The 22,572-nt window shown below is 63.7% G+C and carries 27 protein-coding genes; 25 read left to right on the forward strand and 2 right to left on the reverse strand.

Annotation, left to right across the window (positions count from 1 at the left end):
• Positions 1-462 carry a hypothetical protein gene (locus AC13CE_RS06645; protein WP_482971946.1) on the reverse strand — a complete coding sequence of 154 codons (462 nt, stop codon included), beginning with the start codon at positions 460-462 and terminating at the stop codon, positions 1-3.
• Positions 463-825: 363 nt separating this feature from the next.
• Here AC13CE_RS06645 and AC13CE_RS06650 point away from each other — a divergent pair, with 363 nt between their 5' ends.
• Genes AC13CE_RS06650 through AC13CE_RS06735 form a run of 18 tightly spaced genes read left to right on the forward strand, consistent with a single transcriptional unit; the run spans position 826 to position 18,424 of the window.
• Complete coding sequence (locus AC13CE_RS06650) at positions 826-1,152, forward strand: hypothetical protein (protein WP_173214078.1); 327 nt, start codon at positions 826-828, stop codon at positions 1,150-1,152.
• A 26-nt stretch (positions 1,153-1,178) separates the two neighbouring features.
• Positions 1,179-1,466 (forward strand): type IV conjugative transfer system protein TraL, encoded by a 288-nt coding sequence (gene traL / locus AC13CE_RS06655; RefSeq protein WP_011413833.1) that lies wholly within the window; start codon positions 1,179-1,181, stop codon positions 1,464-1,466.
• A 12-nt stretch (positions 1,467-1,478) separates the two neighbouring features.
• Positions 1,479-2,048, forward strand: coding sequence for a type IV conjugative transfer system protein TraE (locus AC13CE_RS06660; protein ID WP_011413832.1), 570 nt, complete (start codon positions 1,479-1,481; stop codon positions 2,046-2,048).
• Positions 2,045-2,800, forward strand: coding sequence for a type-F conjugative transfer system secretin TraK (locus AC13CE_RS06665; RefSeq protein ID WP_482971947.1), 756 nt, complete (start codon positions 2,045-2,047; stop codon positions 2,798-2,800). Before AC13CE_RS06660 ends, AC13CE_RS06665 begins: the two co-directional genes overlap by 4 nt.
• Positions 2,800-4,083 (forward strand): TraB/VirB10 family protein, encoded by a 1,284-nt coding sequence (locus tag AC13CE_RS06670; RefSeq protein WP_138615240.1) that lies wholly within the window; start codon positions 2,800-2,802, stop codon positions 4,081-4,083. The genes AC13CE_RS06665 and AC13CE_RS06670 overlap by 1 nt, the downstream gene beginning before the upstream one ends.
• The gene (locus tag AC13CE_RS06675; protein ID WP_007163824.1) at positions 4,080-4,958 is read left to right on the forward strand and encodes a DsbC family protein; all 879 of its coding nucleotides are present in this window, start codon (positions 4,080-4,082) and stop codon (positions 4,956-4,958) included. The genes AC13CE_RS06670 and AC13CE_RS06675 overlap by 4 nt, the downstream gene beginning before the upstream one ends.
• A gap of 44 nt (positions 4,959-5,002) precedes the next feature.
• On the forward strand, positions 5,003-5,539 hold the full coding sequence (locus AC13CE_RS06680; RefSeq protein WP_482971976.1) for a hypothetical protein: 537 nt from the start codon (positions 5,003-5,005) through the stop codon (positions 5,537-5,539).
• Positions 5,536-8,085 carry a type IV secretion system protein TraC gene (gene traC, locus AC13CE_RS06685; RefSeq protein ID WP_482971948.1) on the forward strand — a complete coding sequence of 850 codons (2,550 nt, stop codon included), beginning with the start codon at positions 5,536-5,538 and terminating at the stop codon, positions 8,083-8,085. Before AC13CE_RS06680 ends, traC begins: the two co-directional genes overlap by 4 nt.
• Positions 8,085-8,489, forward strand: coding sequence for a hypothetical protein (locus AC13CE_RS06690; RefSeq protein ID WP_482971949.1), 405 nt, complete (start codon positions 8,085-8,087; stop codon positions 8,487-8,489). The genes traC and AC13CE_RS06690 overlap by 1 nt, the downstream gene beginning before the upstream one ends.
• Complete coding sequence (locus AC13CE_RS06695) at positions 8,482-8,862, forward strand: TrbI F-type domain-containing protein (protein ID WP_007163821.1); 381 nt, start codon at positions 8,482-8,484, stop codon at positions 8,860-8,862. The genes AC13CE_RS06690 and AC13CE_RS06695 overlap by 8 nt, the downstream gene beginning before the upstream one ends.
• Positions 8,859-9,365: a S26 family signal peptidase gene (locus AC13CE_RS06700; RefSeq protein ID WP_482971950.1), complete on the forward strand. Its 507-nt coding sequence runs from the start codon at positions 8,859-8,861 to the stop codon at positions 9,363-9,365. Before AC13CE_RS06695 ends, AC13CE_RS06700 begins: the two co-directional genes overlap by 4 nt.
• Positions 9,365-9,997 (forward strand): type-F conjugative transfer system protein TraW, encoded by a 633-nt coding sequence (gene traW, locus AC13CE_RS06705; RefSeq protein ID WP_370178252.1) that lies wholly within the window; start codon positions 9,365-9,367, stop codon positions 9,995-9,997. The genes AC13CE_RS06700 and traW overlap by 1 nt, the downstream gene beginning before the upstream one ends.
• Complete coding sequence (gene traU / locus AC13CE_RS06710; protein WP_010412584.1) at positions 9,994-11,007, forward strand: conjugal transfer pilus assembly protein TraU; 1,014 nt, start codon at positions 9,994-9,996, stop codon at positions 11,005-11,007. Before traW ends, traU begins: the two co-directional genes overlap by 4 nt.
• The gene (gene trbC, locus AC13CE_RS06715) at positions 11,004-11,759 is read left to right on the forward strand and encodes a type-F conjugative transfer system pilin assembly protein TrbC (protein ID WP_010412581.1); all 756 of its coding nucleotides are present in this window, start codon (positions 11,004-11,006) and stop codon (positions 11,757-11,759) included. The genes traU and trbC overlap by 4 nt, the downstream gene beginning before the upstream one ends.
• On the forward strand, positions 11,756-13,477 hold the full coding sequence (locus AC13CE_RS06720; protein WP_010412579.1) for a conjugal transfer protein TraN: 1,722 nt from the start codon (positions 11,756-11,758) through the stop codon (positions 13,475-13,477). Before trbC ends, AC13CE_RS06720 begins: the two co-directional genes overlap by 4 nt.
• A complete protein-coding gene (locus AC13CE_RS06725) occupies positions 13,474-14,286 on the forward strand; it encodes a conjugal transfer protein TraF (RefSeq protein WP_010412575.1) in 813 nt (270 codons plus the stop codon). Before AC13CE_RS06720 ends, AC13CE_RS06725 begins: the two co-directional genes overlap by 4 nt.
• Positions 14,276-15,712: a conjugal transfer protein TraH gene (locus AC13CE_RS06730; RefSeq protein ID WP_482971951.1), complete on the forward strand. Its 1,437-nt coding sequence runs from the start codon at positions 14,276-14,278 to the stop codon at positions 15,710-15,712. Before AC13CE_RS06725 ends, AC13CE_RS06730 begins: the two co-directional genes overlap by 11 nt.
• 9 nt (positions 15,713-15,721) lie before the next feature.
• A complete protein-coding gene (locus AC13CE_RS06735; protein ID WP_482971952.1) occupies positions 15,722-18,424 on the forward strand; it encodes a conjugal transfer protein TraG N-terminal domain-containing protein in 2,703 nt (900 codons plus the stop codon).
• 1 nt (position 18,425) lies between these two features.
• Here the strand turns inward: AC13CE_RS06735 and AC13CE_RS06740 are convergent, their stop codons facing one another.
• Complete coding sequence (locus AC13CE_RS06740; RefSeq protein ID WP_137675987.1) at positions 18,426-18,635, reverse strand: hypothetical protein; 210 nt, start codon at positions 18,633-18,635, stop codon at positions 18,426-18,428.
• A gap of 123 nt (positions 18,636-18,758) precedes the next feature.
• Between AC13CE_RS06740 and AC13CE_RS06745 the strand changes: the two genes are divergently transcribed.
• The 7 genes from AC13CE_RS06745 (at position 18,759) to AC13CE_RS06775 (ending at position 22,540) form a co-directional block, all read left to right on the forward strand.
• Positions 18,759-19,298: a thermonuclease family protein gene (locus AC13CE_RS06745; protein ID WP_240048789.1), complete on the forward strand. Its 540-nt coding sequence runs from the start codon at positions 18,759-18,761 to the stop codon at positions 19,296-19,298.
• Positions 19,298-19,429 (forward strand): hypothetical protein, encoded by a 132-nt coding sequence (locus AC13CE_RS06750; RefSeq protein WP_255478505.1) that lies wholly within the window; start codon positions 19,298-19,300, stop codon positions 19,427-19,429. The genes AC13CE_RS06745 and AC13CE_RS06750 overlap by 1 nt, the downstream gene beginning before the upstream one ends.
• Positions 19,429-19,620 (forward strand): DUF6961 family protein, encoded by a 192-nt coding sequence (locus AC13CE_RS06755; RefSeq protein WP_137675988.1) that lies wholly within the window; start codon positions 19,429-19,431, stop codon positions 19,618-19,620. The genes AC13CE_RS06750 and AC13CE_RS06755 overlap by 1 nt, the downstream gene beginning before the upstream one ends.
• A gap of 303 nt (positions 19,621-19,923) precedes the next feature.
• Positions 19,924-20,559, forward strand: a complete 636-nt coding sequence (locus tag AC13CE_RS06760) for a S24 family peptidase (protein ID WP_137675989.1) — start codon at positions 19,924-19,926, stop codon at positions 20,557-20,559.
• Positions 20,560-20,721: 162 nt separating this feature from the next.
• Positions 20,722-21,093 carry a hypothetical protein gene (locus AC13CE_RS06765; protein ID WP_482971953.1) on the forward strand — a complete coding sequence of 124 codons (372 nt, stop codon included), beginning with the start codon at positions 20,722-20,724 and terminating at the stop codon, positions 21,091-21,093.
• 50 nt (positions 21,094-21,143) lie between these two features.
• Positions 21,144-22,343 (forward strand): TolC family protein, encoded by a 1,200-nt coding sequence (locus AC13CE_RS06770; protein WP_482971954.1) that lies wholly within the window; start codon positions 21,144-21,146, stop codon positions 22,341-22,343.
• Entirely contained in the window at positions 22,343-22,540 is a 198-nt protein-coding gene (locus AC13CE_RS06775; protein ID WP_482971955.1) for a hypothetical protein, read from the forward strand. The genes AC13CE_RS06770 and AC13CE_RS06775 overlap by 1 nt, the downstream gene beginning before the upstream one ends.
• The last annotated feature ends 32 nt before the right edge of the window (positions 22,541-22,572 follow it).

A 22,572-nucleotide genomic window follows, 5' to 3' on the forward strand; every position in this document is an offset into this window, starting at 1 on the left:
TCAGAGAGCGAAGCTTTGTTCATCCTGCCGCTCCAGTTGCGCGAGGTGATCCGACAGGAGACCGGCGGTGCGGTGAGCGGTCCCCTTTGCCCAGCGCGGTCTCACATCGAGCAGCCTCTCGCCCAGCGCTTGATCCAAAGCAGACGGCAACTCGCTTATGAAGGTTTCAAGAAATTCCAGCACGCCGCTATTCTGCCAATCCTTGCTACGCTGCGAGTACCCCGCGAGTGCCAGCATCAGGGAGGTGCGCGGCGCGTGTCCGCTCGCGTCAAGGATGGCCAGCGCCTCTGGCAGTGTGGCTGACCTTGTCCCGGCGAGGATGCGTCGGAGCGCATCCTTGTTGATATTCGTCTGTGCGGCAATCGTCCGCCGGGACTTGCCACTTTCGTCCACGGCATGGTCGAGGAAAGCGGCGACTCCTCGCGATAGTTCTCCCCATTTGTCGTTTGTGTTTCGCGCCATTGTTCCTGCTTCCGGTGATCTTTAGCGAATCACCAACAGGCTAGGCGACGCGTCCAACTGTAGGAAAGGAAAAAGAACAAATAAGGAACTCGTAGGAAACTGGCTCATCGTCACACGATTTGATTCGCGCAGAGTCCGGTCCCTCGATCTCAGATTTCGGTATGGGTGGCGCAATGATCGGTATTCTTGGCCGCAATGTCTGCACCGGTCGCGCAAAGCCCGGTCAGATTGCCCAGAATCGACGATTTCTCTTGGTCGGAATGCCGCGTGCGGCAGTTTCCGTTTTCCTACACCCTGCCTTCCAATCGAGGAAAGAACATACAGCGAACGCATCGCTGCCAATGTTCGAAACGGAGTTCCTCGATGAACAATGCAATCACCCTTCCCCGCCCATCCGTTAAAGGCATTCGTGCCCGCGACTATATTCTTCCGGCCGCGATTGCGCTCGCCTGCGCCGGTGCCGCCTATGCCGGTGCCGACACGACCTTTGATCCGGCGCTGCAGAAATTTACCGACTTCCTCGAAGGTTCGGGCGGGAAAATCATCACCGTCCTCAGCCTTGCCGGCGGGCTTATCGCGCTCGCCTCGGGCCGCTTCGCCCTCGGGCAGGTCGCGGTCCCGGTCGGTGTCGGTATCGGCGTCGGCACCGGTGTGCCGATCGTCACCTCGGTCGTGACCGCGACCATCTGATCGCGGTCTAACGACGGGAGGGCGGCATGGCCGACAGATACCTCGTTCCACGGCGGCTCGACGATCCGGAGCTCATCGGTTTCTGGACCATCGACGAGTTTGCGGGACTGCTCGTCCCGTTCGCCTGGGGCATCCTTGCGCAGCACATCATCATCGGCACCGGCCTATCGGTCATGACCTGGTTCGCCCTTCGAAAGGCCAAAGCTTCAGGTGCAGGGTCGAAACTGGTGCATGCTGCCTACTGGTATCTGCCGGGGAGCTTCCTCGGGCTGAAAGCCACGCCGCCCTCCCACTGTCGCCTGCTCGCAGGCTGAGGGAGGACATCCATGAAACACGAATTCGCCTACGAGGAAGCGCAGCGTCACCTCAAGCAGCGTAACCGCTTTGCCGCGCTGGCATCCGTTCTCGGCCTTACCAGCCTGCTGGCGGTCGGCGCGGCGGCAACGCGCGAGGAAAGCATGATCCTCGTGCCTGTCACGAGCGAGCGCCTGACGCTCGGCAGCGGCGCGACCGATGCGCACTACCTCGAGCTTGTCACCCGCGACACCGCGCTGATGCTGCTCAATCGCGCACCCGAGAGCCTCGACTACTGGATGGAACAGGTCCTGAAGGTGGCAGATCCCTCTGCGCACGGCCGCCTCAAGGCCGAGCTCGTCAAGATCGTCGACGAGCAACGCGGCTCGGACATCAGCCAGGCCTTCGTCATCTCGCGGATGGAGGTCGACCCGCAGGCGCTCACCGCGACCGTCACCGGAACGCTCAAGACCTTTGTCGGCGCGCAGGTGATCGCGAGCCAGCAGCGCAGCTTCGAATTCAGCTGGAACCGCCGCGGCCTCAGCCTCGGCCTCACCGGCTTCCGCCAGCTCCCAACCGAAACCGAGGAGGAGAACCCATGACACTCCTATCCCGCCCCTTCCCCGCCGCGCTGACCAGCGTTGCGCTGGCAATCGCCACGGCCGCCTACGCTTCACCGGCACATGCCGACCAGTTCGTCGAGGCCGCTGATGGCGCCGCGATCGATTGCGTGCTCGCGCGCGGCGCGCTGACCCGTATCGCCCTCATCGAGGATGGTTTCGCCAATGTCTCGAAGATGGCGAGCGGCTATCCCTACAACGATTTCGAGGTGACCCACGAACCGGTGCGCGGCGACATTTATGTCTCGGTGCCGCTGCAATATGCGAGCGCCAGAGTCAGCTTCTTCGCGACCAGCAGCGCGGGCTATGTCTATAAGTTCGCCTGCCGCGTCGATGGCGAGGAAGCGAGCCAGCTCTTCGTCACCAATCCCGCGCTCGCCAAGTCCCAGGCGAGCGAATGGGAAGGCTATGCAGCGACGCGCGACGAAGCCGCGATCCGCCTGATCGAGGCGATGGCGAGCGACGGTGTTCTGCCGGGCTTCCGGGCGCGCGCCGAACTCTCGCGACCACGCCGCACCGACAGCCTCGAAGTGCAGCAGGTCGCCGAATATGAAGATGCCGAGCTGATCGGTCAGGCCTTCACCCTGCGCAATCTCGGCCCGATGCCCGTCGACCTTGCCGGTGAACGCGAGGCGCCCGCCGGGGCGCTGGCCTTTGCCTATGGCCGCGACAGTCTCCAGCCCGGCGAGAGCACGCAGGCCTTCCTCGTCTTTGCGAAGGGAGGGCTCGAATAATGGCCGATACCGACAGACACGATACGCCCGCCGCAGCGCCCAAGGACGAGACGCGCGGCGAAGCCCGGCGCAATCTCAACCGCACGGTCGCGCAGCGCCAGAAGCTGCTGCTCGCCGGCATCGGCGGGGTGGCACTCATCTCCGGTTCGATGTTCATCTTCGGCGGCGAGGATGAAGCCGGCGCCGGCGGCGCGGGCGCGACCACGATCGAGACCGGCGCGCTGGTCAATCGCAATCTCTCGCAGCGCGAATTCGTCGCCACTTATGGCAACCGTCTTGATGCGCAGGGCCGCGCGATCAAGGACCTGCAGGAAAGCCAGCTTCCCAAGGCCTCGATCGAGCAGGAGCTCGAGACATTGCGCGGCGAAAACGCGCGGATGATCAGCGACGGTCAGGCGGCGATCGATGCGATCTCGGCCGAGAACGCCGCTTTGCGCTCGGAACTCGAGACGGTGCGCGCCAATCCCCCAGTTACGCCGGTTCCCTCAGCCGATCCGCGGGCTCCGGGCTTCCCTCCCGGAGCGCTCGAGCCACCCAGCGAACCCAAGGCAAGCCTGCTGAGTTTCTCATCCGACAAGCCGGGCGCCGCCAAGACCAAGGCAATCGAAAGCGCGCCGACGCTGCTGCTCGAGGCAAGCCGCGATTACCTGCCGCCCAACAGCTATGCACCTGCCACCGTGATCGTCGGGGTCGACGCCTCGACGGGCGTTACCAGCCAGAGCGATCCGCTGCCCGTGGTGCTGCGTATCACCGGTCCGGCGCGCTCGGTGCTGCAGGGCAACAAGCTTCTCACCACCGATCTCACCGGCTGCCTCGTCAACGGCGCGGCGCGCGGCGATCTCTCGGCCGAGAAGGTTTACGTCAAGCTTGTGCGCATGACCTGTGCGCAACCGGGCGGACGCTTTGCGGTGAGCGAGGTCAAGGGGTTCATCGCCTTTGCCGGCAAGTCGGGCGTTCGCGGCAATGTCGTCAGCCGCGAAGGCAGCCTCGTCAGCCAGGCGCTGCTCGCCGGGATCGTCGGCGGGTTCGGACGCGGCTTCTCGGCCAATGCCAACGGCATCTTTGCGCAGCCTGTCGGCAGCGACGGCAGGCGCGACGCGCTCTCGCCGACCGACATTCTCGCAGGCGGCCTCGGCCAGGGCGCGGGCGAAGCCGCCGACACGGTCAGCAAATACCTCATCGAACGCGCAGAACAGTACCAACCCGTCGTCGAGATGCCGACCGGCATCGCAGTCGAGATCGTCTTTCTCGACGGCGTCCATGTCAGGAGCACACCCCAATGAACTACTCGAACCAGCGGCCCGGCCTCAAGGCGCGCGCCGCGCACATATCGCTCGCCGCCGCCAGCGCAGCAGCCCTCCTTACAAGCGGTGTCGCGGTAGTGACCGCCATGCCGGCGCAGGCCGCGATCACGCAGAATGTGGTTGAAGCGCTCAAGCTTCGTCTGCCCAAGACACCGATCGACGCGCTCGATTGCAAGACATTCGCGCCGTGGTGCGAGGTCGTCTCGGGAGAGACGCTGTTCTACATCGACGAAGCGGCACGCTACCTCTTCGTCGGGCGGCTCTACGACATGGAGGAGCGGCGCGACGTAACCGCCGCGCGCCTGCTTGAACTCAATCCCGACCTGCTCGCCGCCGGCGCAGCCCGCGCTGCCGGCGAGGACACTGCCGGTCGGCACGACGTTGCAGAACCCCGCGACAGGCGGGCCGCGACGCATGTCGATCTCAAAGTCTTGCCCGCAGTAGGCGCGATCCTGTGGGGCAATCCCAAGGGGCCGAAGCTGGTTGTCTTCTCGGATTTCCAGTGCGGCTACTGCAAGCGGCTCACCGGCGAACTCGAGAAGGCAGGCGTCCTTGTCGAGGAGCGGCCGATCTCGATCTTCGGCGCATCGAGCCGCCGCATGTCCGAGGCGGTGCTGTGCGCCGCCGATCCGGTCGGGGCGCTCCATGCCGCCTACACCGGCAAGCACCTCGAACCGCGCGCTGCCTGCAAGAAAGCAGCTGCGCTCGATGCCAACGAAGCCTTTGCACAGGCCAACGGCTTTGCCGGAACCCCGGTGATCGTCAGAGCGCGCGACGGTGCGGTGCTGCACGGCTACCGCGATGCAAAGACACTGCGCGCATTTGCCAATGCCAAGACCGGATCGAAGCAATGAGCGGCCGTGTGACCCGTGTCGGAGCGACGGCAACCCTCTCCTTGATGATCGCCGGCTGCGCGACGCTTGGCGGCAACGTCAAGGGCGACTTTTCCTGCCGCGCGCCGGAGGGAAGCTGCGCGCCAACCTCGATGATCGACGATGCCGCCACCCGCGCTTCACAGGCAGAACGGTCCGGTCATGCCTCTGCGCGAGCGCACGGGGTCGGTGATCGCGAATTGCGGATCGTCGTTGCGGGCTACCGCGACGAGGCGGGCCGCATCCACGAGGCCCGGGTCGTTCATGTCGTGCTGCCCGATCGCGCTGCCGAGCGCTGGCGCGCGCCGCGTTCGACCGGCGACGTTCTGCGCGCACTGGCGCGCCCGGCTGAAGCGGAAGGCCCGCCGCCCGCCGCCGCAGAAGCACGTCCATTCCAGCATTCCAATCCCTCCCCCCAGCAGCCTCCCGATGTCCTGGTCATCCCCTCACAGGATCTGACGGAGCTGCCCGGTGCCAAAGCGCCGGACCCCGGGGCACCTGGTCGTTCCCCCTCCCCCGGCCAGGTGCCCCACCCTGTTCTGCCCGAAGGAGAGCCCAAGTGAACCTCTCGCTATCCTCTGCGCGCGACGCGCTCCTCGCTGGCCTGTTCGGCGATGCGAAGAAAGCCGACCATGCGCAGCCGCGTTTCGCGCTCGACATGCTGTCGGACTGGCTTCCGTACCGCATCTATGACGAGGGCCCGGGGCTCTACCGGAACGCGCACTCGAAGGGCTTCATTCTCGAAGTCACCCCGCTCATCGGCGCCGATGAGCGCACCGGTGAAATCCTCGGGCAGTTCTTCTCCGAGAGCCTGCCGCAAGGCGCCTGTTTGCAGGTGCTGAACTTCGCGTCTCCGCGCATCGGCGCCATCGTCGGCCCCTGGTTCGCGCCGCGCTACGAGCAGGGCGGGATCTACGAAGCGATCGCGAAGGCCCGCACCAACCGGCTCTACGATCTCGTCTGGAAGTCGGGCTCGGCACACGCGCCGTTTCATGCGCGCCATGTGCGTCTCGTGCTGTCGCTGGGCGTTCCGGTGCCCGGAAACGTGACCGATGCAGAACTCACCGAATGCCGCGACGGGATGGCGGGGATGCTGAACTCGCTCGGCCTTGCATCGAACAGGCTCGAGCCCGCAGGCCTGCTCGCACTGGTCGACGAACTCACCTCGCCGACGACAGCGCGCGAACCCGATCTCACCCACTGGAACCGCGAGGACACGCTCGACGCGCAGGCCATCCGCCGCGATATCGAACTCGAGGTCGAGGACGACCGGCTTATCTTGCGCACCGAGCGCTTCCGCGAGACCGGGCGCTCGCGAGATGGCGTGCCGCAGGTAGGTGAATGCTATCCCGACCGCTTCGATGTGCGCCATTACGGCGTGCGCTCTACCCCTGAGCGCTGGGCACCGTGGGAATGCGCGCGGCTCATCGGCGACATGTTTACTGACAAGCTGCGCTTTCCCTGTCCCGCCGCGACAATGCTGTGCCTGCACTATCCCGACCAGGAGGCCGCCTCGGCGCGCGCCGGCTACAAGTTCATGCGCACCACCAGCCTTTCGGAAACGAAGAGCGCGCGCTTCCTCCCTAGGCTTGGCGAGCAATCGGCCGAATGGAGACACGTCCAGGCCGAACTCCAGGCGGGCAAGAAGCTCGTCAAGCTGTTCTATGGTCTCACCACGATCTCGCCGCTCGGCGAAGGCGATGCGCATGAGCGCACGGTCAAGGCGATCTACAAGGCGGCCGGATGGGACCTTGCCGACGAGCGCTTCCTCCAGCTCCAGGGCCTCGTCGCCTCGTTCCCGTTGAGCCTCGCCGATGGTCTGGTCCACGACCTTGCGCGGCTCAAACGCTTCCGGACCATGCTCTCGACCACCGCGGCCAATATCGCCCCCCTGCAGGGCGAGTATCTCGGCGGGACGATCCCGCACCTGCTGCTCCTCGGACGGCGCGGCCAGCCCTTCTTCTGGTCGCCCTTCGAGAACGCGGCGGGCAACCACAACATCGCGATCTGCGGAAAGTCGGGCTCGGGCAAGTCGGTGCTGCTGCAGGAGCTGTGCGCCGCGCTGCGCGGCGCGGGCGCCAAGGTCGTGGTGATCGACGACGGACGCAGTTTTGAGCATTCGGTCAAGTTACAGGGCGGCCGCTTCGTCGAGTTCACGCTCGCCTCGGGATTCTCGCTCAACCCCTTCTCGATGGTCGACGATGCGCGCGCGCATGAAGACGAGGATTACCGGCTCGACTGCTTCGCCATGATCAAGGCCATCGTTGGCCAGATGGCGCGGCCAAGCGCCGCGCCTTCGGACACGGAGCGCGGGCTGATCGACCGCGCGGTGACGCAGGTGTGGCAAGCGCTCGGCAGCGGCGGGGCGATCGACGACGTCGCGCATGCGCTCCATCAGAGCGAGAACGAGGCGGGCAAGGATCTCGCCACAGCGATCGCGCCCTTCTGCCGCGGTGGCAGCTATGCCGGGTTCTTCTCGGGGAAAGCGAGTTTCGCGCTCGAAGACGATTTCACTGTGTTCGAGATGAGCGACCTCGCGTCCCGCGAGGAGCTTCGAAGCGTTGTCCTCTCGGCAATCATGTTCATGACCGGTCAGGCGATGACGCGCTCTTCGCGCCCGACCAAGAAGCTGCTGCTGATCGACGAGGCCTGGGCGATGCTCAGGGGCGGCTCGATGGGCGAGTTCGTCGAGACCTATGCCCGCACCGCGCGCAAATATGGCGGCGCGCTTGCGACCGCGACCCAGTCCTTGAACGACTACTACAAGTCCGATGGTGCGCGCGCCGCGCTCGAAAACAGCGACTGGATGCTGGTGCTCCAACAGAAGCCCGAGACCATCGCCGATTTCCGCAAGGAAGCGCGGCTCGACATGGACGACCGGACCGAGACGCTGATCCGCAGCCTCAAGCGCTCGGGCACCGAGTACAGCGAGATCTACCTCAAAGGTCCCGAGATGGAAGCGGTTGGACGCCTGGTGCTCGACCCACTCTCGGCAACCATCTTCTCCTCCGATCCCGACACCTATGCCGCGATCCACCGCCATGTCGAAAACGGCATGCCGCTGGAGCGCGCAGTCGCGCTGGTCGCAGGCGTGGAAGGAGGCATGTGATGGTGCTCGAGACCACCACGCTCGTAGATCGCGTGCCGCTTCCGTCAGTCAGACAAGCCCGCGACAAGCACCGTGTGATCGACTGGCTGGCGCTGTTCCAGGGCACCTGCCTGGTGCTGATCGAAATGGCAAGCTTCGCGGCGAGCACGCTGCTGCTGGTCCTCGGCCTGCCGCTGTTCGTGTTCCTGGCTGTAGCAGGCTGGGATCTCACGGCGCTGTTCGCGCAGCTCGGCAATCTTGCCGACCATTACCGCACCGCTGAACCGGTCGCGCGCCGCTTCTTTGCGCAGGACCTCCAGATCGCATTTCTCATCGCAGCCGGGGGCCTCACCTTGCTGCGGCTGCCGGCTTTCCTGCGCCGCCTCGATCGCCGCCTCGCCGAAGGATCTCCCCACCATGGATAGACTGCACCTCCCGCTTAGCCAGCTGGGCCCGAAACTCCTCGCCGTAGCGGTGCTCGTTGCCGCGCTCCTGTGGGGTGCGTGGATCACGCAGCAGGTCACCAGCTCCCCGGAGCAGCGGATCGTCACGGTCCGGCTCGCCGAGACCATCGGGACATTCGTCGAGGAAGCCGCGCGCGCCGATGCCGATCCGGCGGTCGTCCAAGCGGCTAGCCTTGCCTACCTCAAGGCCGCCGAAAGCGCCGTTGCCGACATGGGCCATGACGGCCGCGTGGTGCTGGTTGCCGAGGCCGTGCTCGCGGGCGCTGCCGAAGACGCAACCTCCGAACTCGAGCAGCGCATTGCGGACAAGCTCGCAGGGGAGATCCAGCCATGAGCCTGCCCCGCTCGATCCGCCGTTCACTGCTGCTCTCGGGGCTGGTCCTGCTGCCGCTCGCCTGGGCGCCGCTCGATGCCTTCGGCAAGGACCACGCTTTCCTCATCAATGCGAGCCCGAGCCTGCCAAACTGGGCGTTCTGGCTCGAAAAGCACGCGCCGATCATGCGCGGCAGCCTGATCTTCTTTGAGCCGCCGCAAAGCGAACTCGTCGAAAGGCATTTCGGAAAGGGACCGCAGATGTTCGGCAAGCGCGTCCTTGGCATGCCGGGCGATGTCGTGCGCCACGAGGGCGATGCGGTCTTCATCAACGGGAAGCAGGTCGCAAGCCTGCTCGAGGTTACCCGCCTTGGCGTGCCGCTCACGCGCGGTCCCGAAGGCGCAATACCGGAAGGTTGCTACTACACCGGAACCGACCATCCACGCGGGCTCGACAGCCGCTACGGCGCCATCGGTTTCGTTTGCCGCGAGCAGATCCTCGGCAGCGGGAGGGCTATCCTGTGATGCGCTCCCTCCTTCCGATTGGCGCGCTTTTCCTCGCGGCGCTCCCTGCCAGCCTGCAGGCACGAGACTACGGCCAGCGCGGCGCGGTCTTCCCCGTGATCGAGCGCGACCTGCTCGAACAGATCCATACGCGCCTCGCGCAGATGGAAAAATCGGGCGAGACCGCCCGGCTCAACGAGGAACTCAAACGTCGCACAATCGCCCGCGTCAACCGGCCCGATCCGGTTGCCGGCCTCATTCGCGCAAGCGCAAGCCGTCAATGGGCCTTCGACCCGACAATCACGCTTGCTGCCGATATCCGGGGCGCAAAAGGCGAGCTGATCCATGCCGCCGGAACGCAGGTCAATCCGCTCGACAGCGTCAAGCTGCGCGGCGACCTCCTGTTTATCGACGGCGACGATCCCTCGCAGATCGCCTGGGCGCTGGGGCAGGACGCGCACGCCAAGCTGATCCTCGTGAAAGGCGCACCGCTCGAGCTGATGAAGGCCCGTCAACGCCGCTTCTATTTCGATCAGGGCGGCAAGCTGACGCAAAAATTCGGCATCAGGGCCGTCCCCGCGCGGGTGCGCCAGAACGGGCGGATGCTCGAGGTGAGCGAGATCACGCTCCCGCCGCGAAAGGCCCAACCATGAGCAACATCCGTGCCTTCCTGATCCTCGTCACCGCGACGTTGTCGTTCGCTCTTGCCTCGCCCGCCTCGGCCGATGCCGGGCCTGGCAAATGCACCGGGCAGTTCGTCAATCCGATCACCGACATCTGCTGGTCGTGCCTGTTCCCGATCTCAGTCGGCGGGCTCGAAATTTGGCCGAGCAATCGTCCCGATCCCGATAATCCCGACCTGCCGGTGTGCCTGTGCGGTCTGAGGCCCGGGATCGCCATGGGCTTCTGGGAGCCCGTCCGGCTCGCCGATGTCAGCATGAAGCCATGGTGCTTCGTGAACCTCGGCGGGATGAAGCTCGATCCCGGCTTCGATATCGGCTTCCGCTCGATCTCGGGTCCGTCGGCCGTGGGCGGCGCAAGCCAATATTATTCGAGCTGGCACGTCCACTGGTATGCCTATCCGCTGATCTACTGGATGGAGATCGTCGCCGATTTCCTGTGCCTTGAGCCGGGCTCAATCGACATCCTCTACATCTCCGAAATCGATCCGCTGTGGCAGGACAGCGAGCTCACCGCGATCATCAATCCCGAGGCCGTGCTGTTTGCCAACCCGCTGGCGCTTGCCGCGTGCGCTGCGGATTGCGCTGCTTCGACCGCGAACCTGCCGCTCGACGAGATGTTCTGGTGCGCGGGCTGCCAGGGTTCGATGTACCCGATGAATGGCAATGTCTCCGCTTCGATCGGACACGTTCAGGCCTCGCGGCTCGTGCTCTCGCGCTTCGCCTACAAGCTCCACCGCGAGCTCGTCTCATGGGGGACGATGGGGTCGAAGGGCCTGTGCGGCAAGTACCTGATGCCGGTGATGAGGAAGCAGCAATACCGCTTCCAGGCCACCAACCCCAACCCGGCGACCAAGGGCCGCTACGCCTGCCCGCCCGTGGGTGCCTCAACCACCTTCCAGTCCCCCGGACAGGTCATCCCCGCCATTGGCGAAGACATGGGATACCTCGTCTGGCGCAAAAGGAATTGCTGCGCGCTATGAGAAACGCTTTCCCCATACTCGTTGGCCTTAGTCTGGTGATCGCTGCCGGATTTGCCGCAGCTTCTGCGCAGGATGCCGGGCCCGACCTTGACCTCGCTGAGATCCGCGCGCGCGCGGCCGAACATGCCGCCGACGCCGAGGCGCTCGCCACATCGGTCAGGACAAAAGCGGATGCCCTCGCAGACGACGCGCGCGCCGCTCAGCAAACGGCTTTCGACAATCGCGCAGTCTATGCCGAGACTGCGCAGGCGACCGCGAATGCCGGGCCGCTCGATCTCGATGGCATGATCCGCGCCCAGGCCGATGCGGAAGTGGCAGCGATGGGCGAAACGCCCCGGTTCATCGCGTTTGCCTCCTTGGCAATGCCCGAACCCTCATTGAAGGCGCTGGTTCGCGATGTCTCGAGGGCCGGCGGCGTCACCGTATTGCGCGGATTTCCGCAAGGCGACAGCGCGCGCTTCAAGAAGCGCATCGCCGCTATCTGGAGCGATCGCGATGATGCCGGCGCGCTCGGGATCGACCCGCGCCTGTTCCGCGCCTTCGATATCAAGGTTGCCCCGAGCTTCGTGATGATCGCGAGCGATTTCAGCCCCTGCGACGGGTTCGACTGCAAAGACGTCTTGCCGCCGCACGACCGCATTGCCGGCAATATCAGCGTGGCCGAAGTGCTCGACACCTTCGCTTCGGGAGGCGGTCCGGGAGCGCAGCTCGCGCGCCTCCATTCCCGCAGGCTCGAAGGAGAACGGCCATGAGGCTCATACAATCGCTTCGCATAGGACTGCTCGGTCTTCTCGCCGTCGCCGCGCCCCTTTCCGCGCAGCAGCAGGACGCGCGGGCCGATGGCAAGGCCTTTGGCGAAAGCCTGCGCGGCGAAGCGCAAGAAGCTGCCAGATCGCAGCCCAATGCAGCAAACCTGCCCAACTACGACCGCAACGCCGTGCGAAACCTGGAAACGCTCGCCGACGATCCCGACCGGATCGAGAGCAATGCGGCCTCCGCTGTCACCGGACACCAGGGCTATCGGGCAATGCGCGACAGCGTAGCCAATCGCGCGCGCTTCGATCCGAACGAGATCGAGGACGTCATCGCGCGCAGCCTCGCCATCAACGAGACCCCGCTCGACTACACCAGCGGCATGGATATCTCGGGCGGCCAGGGCAATTGTGTCCCCCTGCCGCCCGGCTCGGGCACGGCGGGAACCTATACCGCGACCTGCAACACCGGCACGCGGATCGACCAGTCGGCGGGCCAATGCGCGGTGCCGCTCGTCGCCAACGTGACCCGGCGCCAGCAATGGCACTATCTCTGCAATGAGACGAGCACAGTCTATGGATATCCCTGGTGCTCGGCATTCGATGGTGGCTCGTGCCGGATCACCGGGTATCGGCCCGGACCCTGCCTCCAGTGGCGGCAGGACCAGTTCTACAGATACTGCATTGAACCTGGCGACCCCATCGCCGAAATCACATGCGACACTCCGGATGCACGCTACACGCCCTATGCGGTGACCACGGACAGCACGGTCGATACCTTTTCCGACGAGAGCCAGTGCACCGGATTTGCCGATAATGGCGATTGCGCGCTCGACGCAGAGATCTGCACCGATGCCGATCCCCAAACCCGCGTGGTCGACGGCGTCTCGGTTACGCGGCCCTGCTGGGAATGGCAGCGCAGCTACACCTGCACATCGCGCGAGGCGGCGAGCGACTGTTCGGACATCGAAAGCCAGGGCACTTGCCGCTTCATCCGCGAGGAATGCCTCACCGACGAGACGCCTTGCGAGACCTGGGAGCGCATCTACGAGTGCCCGCTGCCTGAGGCCAATAGCGCCACGCAATATGTCTGCGACGGCGATGTCTATTGCATTGACGGTAGCTGCGAGACGATCGAGCGCACCGCCAATGACGAGTTCAAAGATGCGGCGGTCGCATTGCACGCCATGGACGAGGCGCGCGGCCAGTTCGATCCGAACACGCTGACGCTGTTTCGCGGCACGCGCAACACATGCTCGTCCAAGGTCTTCGGCGTCCTCAATTGTTGCAAGGGCAAGGGCTTCCCGCTCATTCCAGGTATTAGCCTGCTGGTCGCGCTCGGCTGCAACCGCGAGGAAGTGCTGCTCCACGAACGCGATGCGCAGGGGCTGTGCGCCTATGTCGGGACCTATTGTTCGGACAAGTTCCTTGGCGTCTGCCTGACGAAGAAGAAGGTCTATTGCTGTTTCGAGAGCAAGCTCTCGCGGATCCTGCAGGAACAGGGCCGCAAGCAGCTCCCCAAGCCATGGGACAAGCCCAAAGAAGAACAATGTGAGGGGTTCACTCTCGACGAGTTTGCCCGGCTTGATTTGAGCCGGATGGATTTCAGCGAGGTCTATGCCGAGTTCACCGAGGCCGCGCGGCTGCCCGACGAACTCGAGACCAGCATCCTCATCCAGCAGAGGATCGAAGATTATTACGCAAGGGGCGGCCAATGACCCATCTGCATCACCTCACGGCGCTCGCGCTCGGCATAGCTGCCCTGCCCGCCACTCTGGCCCAGGCGCAGGAGCGGCAGGACACAAGATCGACCACCGCTGCCGACGCGCTCTACTGCCAAGAGCGTAGGCTCGGCTACTGGTTCTACTGCGTGAAGCCCGCTCCCATTGAAGAGCCACAACAACCTGAAGCCGAGCCGGTCGCGGCCAGCCAAGAACTCGACGCGATCACCTCCGAGCTGCGCGAACTCAAAGCGCGCGCGATTCTCTATCCGACCGAAGCCAATGTCGCGGCCTATATCCGCTTTCAGCGCGCGCAGCTCGACCGCGCCTCGCTGTTCTCCGATGTCTGGCAGCGGGCGATCTGGCGGGACCCGGACCTCGACTACACGCTTGAGCGCCCCGTCGGAGCGGTCGCCAAGAAGCAGTGGCAGGATGCCCGCAGCGCGGAGCGCGATCACGTCATGGCAACGCTCTCGCAGCGCTACGGCCTGTTCTATTTCTTCAGTTCGACCTGCGGCCCGTGCGAAGTGATGGGCCCGATCGTCAAAGGCGTCGCCGACCGATGGCGGATTACCGTACGCGCGATCTCGACCGATGGCGGACCCTCGAGACACTTTCCCGACTATCGGGTCGAGACGAACCAGCGCGGCAAGCTTGGTCTCGAAGGCAAAGCCACCCCCGCCCTGGTGCTGTGGGATAGCGTGACCAAACGCCCGATTCCGATCGGCTACGGCGTGCTCTCGGCCGACGAGCTGCAGGACCGCATCTACCTTCTCACCTCCAAGGAAGCCGGACATGATTACTAGCATCCGCAATGCGGCATTGACCCTCGCCGCCGCCAGCATGGTTGCCTCACCGGTCGCCGCGAATGTTGGCGACAGCATGGACCGCTTCATGGATGACATGGGGGCGGCGGCGAATGTCACGGGCCCAACCGCCTTCGAAGGCCAGTCGGCGGGATATTACAGCCTCGGCAATGTCTGGACACGCTTCCCTCAGAAGACGACCAACATCGCCAATCTCCAGCTGCCGCGCGCAAGGGCGGGCTGCGGAGGCATCGATATCTTTGCCGGGTCTTTTTCCTTCATCAATGCGAGCGAGATGGCCGCGCTCCTGAAAGCCGTCGCCAACAACGCGGTCGGCTTTGCTTTCAGCCTCGCGATCGACACCGTCTGTCCCGAGTGCAACAAGATCATGCAGGAGTTTTCGCAGAAGGCTCAACTCATGAACAATCTCTCGATCAACTCCTGCGAAATGGCGCAGGGGCTGGTCGGCGGCCTGTGGCCCAAGGGCGATCTCGCCGACAAGGCGATCTGCGAAACCATCGGGAATTCCGAAGGCATTTTCACCGACTATGCGGCCGCCAAACACGGCTGCGGCACGCGCGGCCAGCGCGCGTCAACCAACGAAGGCGGCGGCACCGACTACGCCGACGTCAATCCGGGCGTCGCGCGCAACTACACCTGGCACGTCCTCAAGAAGAGCGCCTTCTTCAATCCCGGCGGTACCTTCGACCGCGAGCTTGCAGAATACGTCATGACGCTGATTGGCACGGTCATCTACGTGCCGCCCAAGGATGATGAACCCGGCAAGTTCGTGCCCTTCGCGGGCGACGCGTCCTCGACGCTCGTAAGCGCGCTCCTAGACGGGACGCAGGGCCAGACCGTGCGCGTGTTTCGCTGCGACGAGACCGATCTCTGCCTCAATCCCACCTTCGAGCAGATGAGCCTTTCGAATGCGAAGGCCATCCGCCCGCGCGTCGCGCTCCTCATCGGCAATATGGTCGATGCGATCCGCGCCGATACCGCAATCGGCAATGCCGAGAAGGAATTGCTGCAGGTCGCCTCGGTCCCCTTGTACAAGATCCTTACCGTCCAGGCCGCCTATGGGCGCGGAATGCCGACTGACGACCGCGACACGCTCGCCGAGATCGCCAGCATCGACCTGCTCTATGCCATCCTCGACCGGATCGTGTCGGAAGCCGGGCGCTCGATGGCGAGCTTCATCGCCGCCGACGAAGCCAAGCTCGCGATCTGGCGCGGCCAGGTTGCTGAGGTGCGTTCGGGGCTCGTCCAGCGACAGGCCACCGGACAGGCCAAGGTCTCCGCTATCATGCAGATCATCGAGAAAACGGCGATGATCGAGAACGCCCTTGCCGCCTCGATGTCGCCCTCGATGTCGGCAGCGCTCGACTGGTCGCGCGGGCTCCAGTCGCGCTCGATTATCCCCTGAGGCCGCGACATGGTCGAGATCTTCACAACCGGCGGCGGCGAATACATCGTCAATGTCTTGAACGCCGTCGCCGCGTGGACCGGGGCCGGTGGCTACAAGAGCCTGATCCAGGTGGCGCTGGTCATGGGCATGGCGCTTGCGGTCATTGTCGTCGCGTTCAACCAGGACTGGCGCGCCTGGCTCAACTGGTTCCTCGGCGCGACACTCATCTACATGTGCCTGATGGTGCCGCGCATGGATGTGCAGGTCACCGACCGTGTCAATCCGAGCCTCGCTCCGGCGACAGTCGCCAATGTCCCGCTCGGGCTCGCGCTCATGGCAAGCTTCACCAGTCAGGCAGGCGACTACCTTACCCGCTCCGCCGAGCTCGTCTTCGGCCTCCCCGACGATCTCAACTACTCGAAGAACGGCATGATTTATGGCGCGCGCCTGCTCGAAGCGACACGGTCCCTGCGCATTGCCGATCCCGAGTTTGCCGCCAATTTCGACGAGCATGTGCGGCAATGCGTGTTCTACGACCTGCTCCTCGGCCGCTACTCGATGAAGGAACTGTCCGAAAGCAACGATATCTGGGCGACCATTGCGCCTGGCAGTGCCGCGCGGGCACAGCGCTTCCTCACCCGGCAGGCGGACGATAGCGTCACGGCCACGATCATCACCTGCCGCGAAGCATACACTGCGCTCTCCAACCAGTGGGCCGGGCTTATTGATGAGATGACACGGGTCGCCGGGCGCCAGCTCTACCCCCGGCAGACCGAGGCGCTCGCGAAGGCCAAGCTCATCGCAGACCTGCCGATTGCCTATCAATACCTCACCGGCGTCTCGAAGGATGCAAGCAGCATCTTCCGCCAGGTTCTGACCATCAACGCCTTGAACCAGGCGATGCATGGCTTCGCCGGAGCTAGCGGTGCATCGAGCGTCGATGTGTTCGCGCAGACCCGCGCCGACATCCAAACCGAACGGACCTATTCCTCGATCGCGCACAACGCGATGAAATGGGTCCCGATCCTCAATGTCGTCCTGACGGTCGTATTCTACGCGCTTTTTCCGGTGCTCTTCCCACTGTTCCTGATGCCCAAGACCGGACCGATCGCTCTCAGAGGATACGTCACGGGCTTCTTCTATCTGGCAGCTTGGGGGCCGCTGTTCGTCATCCTGCACATGATCCTGATGCTCAAGGGCGCGAGCGATGTGGCGGCAGCGGGCGGCGCGACCGGTCTCAGCCTCGCGACCTTCTCCGGCATGACCGACGTCAACAACGATATCGGGATCCTGGCCGGCTACCTCGTCGCATCGATACCGTTCCTTGCAGGCGGCGTCGCCAGGGGCGCGCTCGCAATATCGGGCCAGGCAACCAGCTACCTCAATCCGAGCCAGAACGCGGCAGAAGAGGCGGCGCGCGAAGCGAGCACCGGCAATATTTCGCTCGGCAATTCCAGCCTTGAGAACTCGAACGTGTTTTCGCGCCAGTTTGCGCAAGCCAGCCTTGCTCCCAACATTGGCTACGGCGCCGCGCAGACGCGAACGACGGGCGAAAACGGCACCCAAACCACCGGCTTCCCGCAGGCCGAGTTCGCGACTGTGCCGACCTCGAGCTATCCGTTCACACCAACGCTAGGGCAGGACTTCTCGAGCCGGCTTGCGACCATGGCGAGCCAGAGCCGCGGCCAGAGCGAGACATTCTCGAACCTTGCCCAGCAATCGACGAGCTCGGCTGTCACCCGCTTCAGCGAGTTGCGCGATGCCTACACCCGCTCGCGCTCGAACGAGAGCGTCAGTGGCACGTCAACGAGCGACAGCATCGGCAGCGCCTTCAGCGAAGTCGACAACGCCTCGAAAACACTCCAGCAGCAGTTCGGGCTGTCGCGCCGCGCGGCCGACGACATTACTGTGTCCTGGTTCCTGAACGGGGATGCCGGTCTCGGGGTCAAAGGAGAACGAGGCTCGATCAAGGGCACCCTCGGGTTAAAGGGTGGTCGGAACCAGACCTGGACTGACAGTGATATCGGGATCGCCTCCGAGGATCGCTCGCGCATCATGGGCGCGCTGAGCCAGATCTCGGACAGTCGCAGCTGGTCGAGCACGCGCGAAGGCTTCCTGCGTGAAACGAGTTCGAGTTCGGAGGCGCTGGTGTCAAGCAGCTCGGCCGGGATCACCACGTCGATCACCGAAGCGCAGAGCTACACCCGCGAAGCGCGCCGAGCCGAGGAGATCGCCAGCCGCCTCGAGAACCAAGCAAGCTGGTACGAAAGTGCCAATGCCGCAGGCACGCTCAACCTCAGCCAGGCCTATCGCGAATGGGGCATGGCGGAGATCGATGGTAACCGCGACTACTATGGGCCGGTGCGCTTCGACGACATCGATTTCCAGATGAGTGCGCGGGGCCAGAAACTCCAGGCGCGGTTCGTCGAAAGCTATGCGAACCAGCTCAATGCCGAGATCGCGGATGACCTGGCTCTGCCGCCCTTTGCGTCCGTCGCTCGACCCGCTGTGAGCAGCGCAGATGGCGTGCGGGGATCGGTACGGCTTGGCGGGGTACCAGGGAGCCTTGGCGCCCCCTCAAGCGAGCGTGAAGACATCGCCCGGAATGTAGGTCGGGTCCAACAACAAGGGGACCGGCGGATCGGGACCGTCAAAGGATACCTCGATGGCAAGACTCGCGATGCCAAGGGAGCCTCGGCTGAGGCGGCCGACGATGTGAAGGAATGGTAGCTCAGATCAGCCCGTCGTAGATGATCACATAGATCAAAAAGGCGAGGAACAGGACCCCGAACAGGATCAATCCAAGCTTGCCCCACGGGTCAGCCCAGGTCTTTTTCCAGGTGTAGGAAGTGAGACGGTTCTCGGCGATGGCCCGATCTACTTCGCGGAAGCCCTCCCAGCCCTCCTTGCCGCCCGGGGGTGTGTCGTCTGGATCGTTCATCGCTCATTCTCCTTCACAAGAAGGGAGCCGCCCTCTCCTCTTCTCAGCCCCATCTTGTTGCTGAGAAAATAGCCGAAAATCATCGGAAAAGCGAGCACGGTATCTTGGCTTGCAGGCCCGAAAATGAAAGGAGTTGGCATGGCAGGAAGATCACCTCAGAATAATGTCTTCGATTTTCACGCAGGAGTTCTCCGACAGAAGCAAGGCAAACGGCGCGGCCTTGCGCTGCTTGTTGCCGGAGGCTTACTCGTTGGCATTCTGGGCGGCATTCTTGGCATCTACTGGCCTTTTGGTTCGGCGATCGCTGAGGCACGAACCAAGCACAGCTTTGCCGTTTGCGGCATGGTCAGACGCACTTGTGTCATCGATGGCGACACGATCTGGCTCGAAGGCGTGAAGATCAGGATCGCGGATATCGACACGCCTGAAATTTCGCAGCCAAGATGCGATATCGAATACGATCTCGGCATAAGGGCACGCGACAGGTTGGTGGTTCTGCTCAATCAGGGAGAGTTCTCCGCCGTTCCAATCGGTAATCGAGACGAAGACCAGTACGGTCGTAAGCTCCGTGTCCTGATGCGCGATGGCCGCTCGATCGGCGACCAATTGGTCGCGGAAGGACTAGCACGAACCTGGTCCGGACGCAGGGAGCCATGGTGCTGATGCGCATCTGGCCGGACAGTGACGATCCCTTGCCGGGCAACGAGCGGGAATGGAAATTGAAGCTCGAAGCATGGCTGCTGGGTATTCCGATTGTCCTTATGCTCATCGCAGGCATCGGGTCACTCTTCTGATGCTCACCCGTGATCAGGAGCTTTGGGGCATGGCGCTGTGGGTGGATAAGCACCATGGCGACGCCGGAGGTGAATTCATTGCGTCGAAGATCGATCAGCTATACCAGGCCGGCGAGCAGGACGGGGCAAGACTTTGGCAGAATGTTGCCCGTCGCTATGAGCAACTTGTCGAGCGCAGGACCTATTCCTGATAGAACCTTGAGGATCTCTAGCGTCGACTGACTGCAGATAGGCTTCCAGCCGTTCAAGCGTTCGTCGACGCGGCCTTCGCCCTTGCCTGAGATCGAGTACGAATCGAGGATCGCCAACTGCGCGCCGGCCGAAGCGCGTTGCCGAAATATGGTGATCTTTCAGATGCTTTTCGATCCGTTCCAGCAAGGTCATAACCCTTTCGCTCCGACTCGCAAATCCCTTGTGTTCTTGTTATGTTCTTAGTAGGATCACATCCGCGAGTCTAGGAAAATTCCTACAATTGAGATTCGAAGGACAGACAGATGGAACATGTCAGGGAAGAGCTCGACCGGCTGATCCTCAAGGGCGGATATGGCTACGCCTCGATATCGCGGCTGCTTGGCCGCAACCCTGCCTATGTGCAGCAATTCATCAAGCGCGGTTCACCGCGAAAGCTCGATGACGAAGACCGAAAGACACTTGCCTGCTTCTTCGGCGTCGATGAGCAAGTGCTCGGCGGTCCCGCCAATCCAGTCAATGATGGTATGGTCGAGATCCCCGTTCTCGATGTGGAAGCATCTGCTGGATTCGGCGCGGTAGCTGCCAGTGAGACTGCACACACCCGGTTCGGGTTCGATGAGCGGTGGCTGCGGCACCTGACGTCGGCCAAGAGCGCCAGCCTGTCGATCGTCGGCGTAAAGGGTGACTCGATGGAGCCCACGCTCAGCGATGGTGACGAGGTCCTGGTCGACGCGTCAGACCATGGCTCACGATTGCGCGATGGAATCTACGTTTTGCGCGCTGATGATGCTCTGGTCGTTAAGCGTATTGCTATCAAGCCTGGTGGCCGACAAATCACAATCGCCAGCGACAACCCAGCTTATCCAACTTGGCACGACATGGACCGATCTGAGGTGCACGTCGTCGGTCGGGTCATCTGGTTTGGCCGAGCCTTGTAACGGCAGGACTTGGGCCGATAGCGGACTGACTGGATTCAGCCAGTTGCACGGGCAAAGCCGACGTTTCATCTGGCAATCGACTTATGTTCGCCACGGTCAACTCAAGCCGAGGTCCAATTTCCGCCGTTGCACATCGAGGTATTGCTGGCTAACCACGGCCTCGTGGTCCGTCTGTCCATCCTTGCCATGTTAATCTGCGCGCTGATCGCGCCGCGCGTGGCATGGGGTGCGCATGAGGCGGGGCATGACCAGCCTGCTGCAGCCATGGTCGAGCACGTCCATCATGGCGATCATTCGCATGAAGTTGTTGCCGACGCCGAAGAAGATGGCACCGCTCATGATGATGAGCGGGATGGCGGCCTTGTGCACGACCATCTTCCGGCCGAAGTGCTTTCCGCGATTGCCGATGTGGACAACGGTATCGGAGCAGAGGCACCGGCGATCTTCGCTTCAATCCCACAGCCAGAATTGAGTGGCAGCGGGAGTCCTGCAGCCGCTCCAGATTCCCTTTTGAGACCTCCGCGCGCAGCCTGACTGTCCTGTCGGACGCGTGTCCGGCTGTCAGCTGTATTGCGGAGGAACCCATGCTTATTTCCAGGGTGCGCCAAGCATCCCTTGCATCCATCATAGTTCTCGGTCTCGCGGCTTCGCACGCCACTGCCCAGCAGGTTGTCGGCGAAGAAGTCGCCATCCAGCGTGCGCTTGCCCGCGAGGGGATAGCCGCGCGTGACGAAGCCGACAGGGCGGCAGCCGACGCCGAAGTCGGTATCATCGGACCGCTCGAAAATCCCTCAGTTGAGGCGTCTTACGAAGGTGGCGGCGGGGAGACCGAGTGGCAACTCGGTGTGGTCCAGCCCATCGACCTCAGCGGCAGCCGCGGAGCGCTCCGTGATGCGGCACGGGCCGAGGCTTCTGCCGTCGATGCGGATATTGATCGCCGCAGGCAGGAACTGGTCGCCGAGGTGCGCCAGGCGTTCGTGCAATGTGCGGCTGCATCGGCGGAGCTGGATATCTGGGAGCGCTATGCCGCGCAACTTGATGAATCCGTGCGTGTGTCCACCGCGCGTGCCGAAGTAGGCGACACGGCCGTCTATGACGTGCGCCGCGTGCGGGTGGCACAGAGTGCTGCGCGGGCTTCGCTTGCCAGGGCCCAAGGCGAAGAGGCAGCGGGATGCGCTGCGCTGGCCGCACTGACTGGCGTCGAGGGGCCGCAGGTAGAACTCGAGGCGATCAGCAAGCTTGCGAGCGGTGCCGAAGCCGCAGAACGTCCCGATATTCTCGCACAGGAACAGCGCGTGCTGGCTGCGACACAGCGCGTCAGCGCTGCCCGCCGCGCTCGTTTCCCGCAGATCGCTGTCGGGGCCGGGGTGCGGCGTGTCGATGATGGGATCGACACTGCCTACGGGCCTGCCCTTTCGCTCGGCATCAGCCTCCCGCTGTGGAATGGCGGAGGCGCTGCAGTGCGCCGTGAAGAGGCGCTGCTCGCTGCAAGGCAGAACGAACTCCTGATCGCGCGCAGGCAGGCGGAAGCCGAAGTCGAGGCCGCCTCCGCCCGTCGTTCGGCCACGCGGACCGCAGCCGTTTCCGCTGCCGGTGCGCGGGACGATGCCAGCCGTCTCGGAGAGATTGCCCAGACTGCATACCAGTCCGGAGAGATCGGCGTCGTGGAGCTCCTCGACGCTTATGAAGCCGCGCGCGATGCTGACCTTTCGGTCATCGCGTTCGCACTCGAAGCGGCCCTTGCGGCCATTGATTATGACCTCACTACAGGAAGGACTTACTGATGAAGAAGACCCTTGTTCTGGCCGCTGTACCGGCCTTGTTCGCGCTCGCTGCCTGCGGCGAAACGGCCACTGAAGAAGAGGCGGTACCTGCAGAGACCGCTGCGATCGATGATGACAACGACGCTCCCGAGCCGGTCGTCGAAGAAGCGCATGACGAAGAAGAGCCGCATGACGAGTCCGTGTCGCACGAGCACTGAGACGCGCCAGCTATCCCGATAGATTGAGATTC

The sequence above is a fragment of the Qipengyuania sp. B-5 genome, assembly GCF_056857815.1.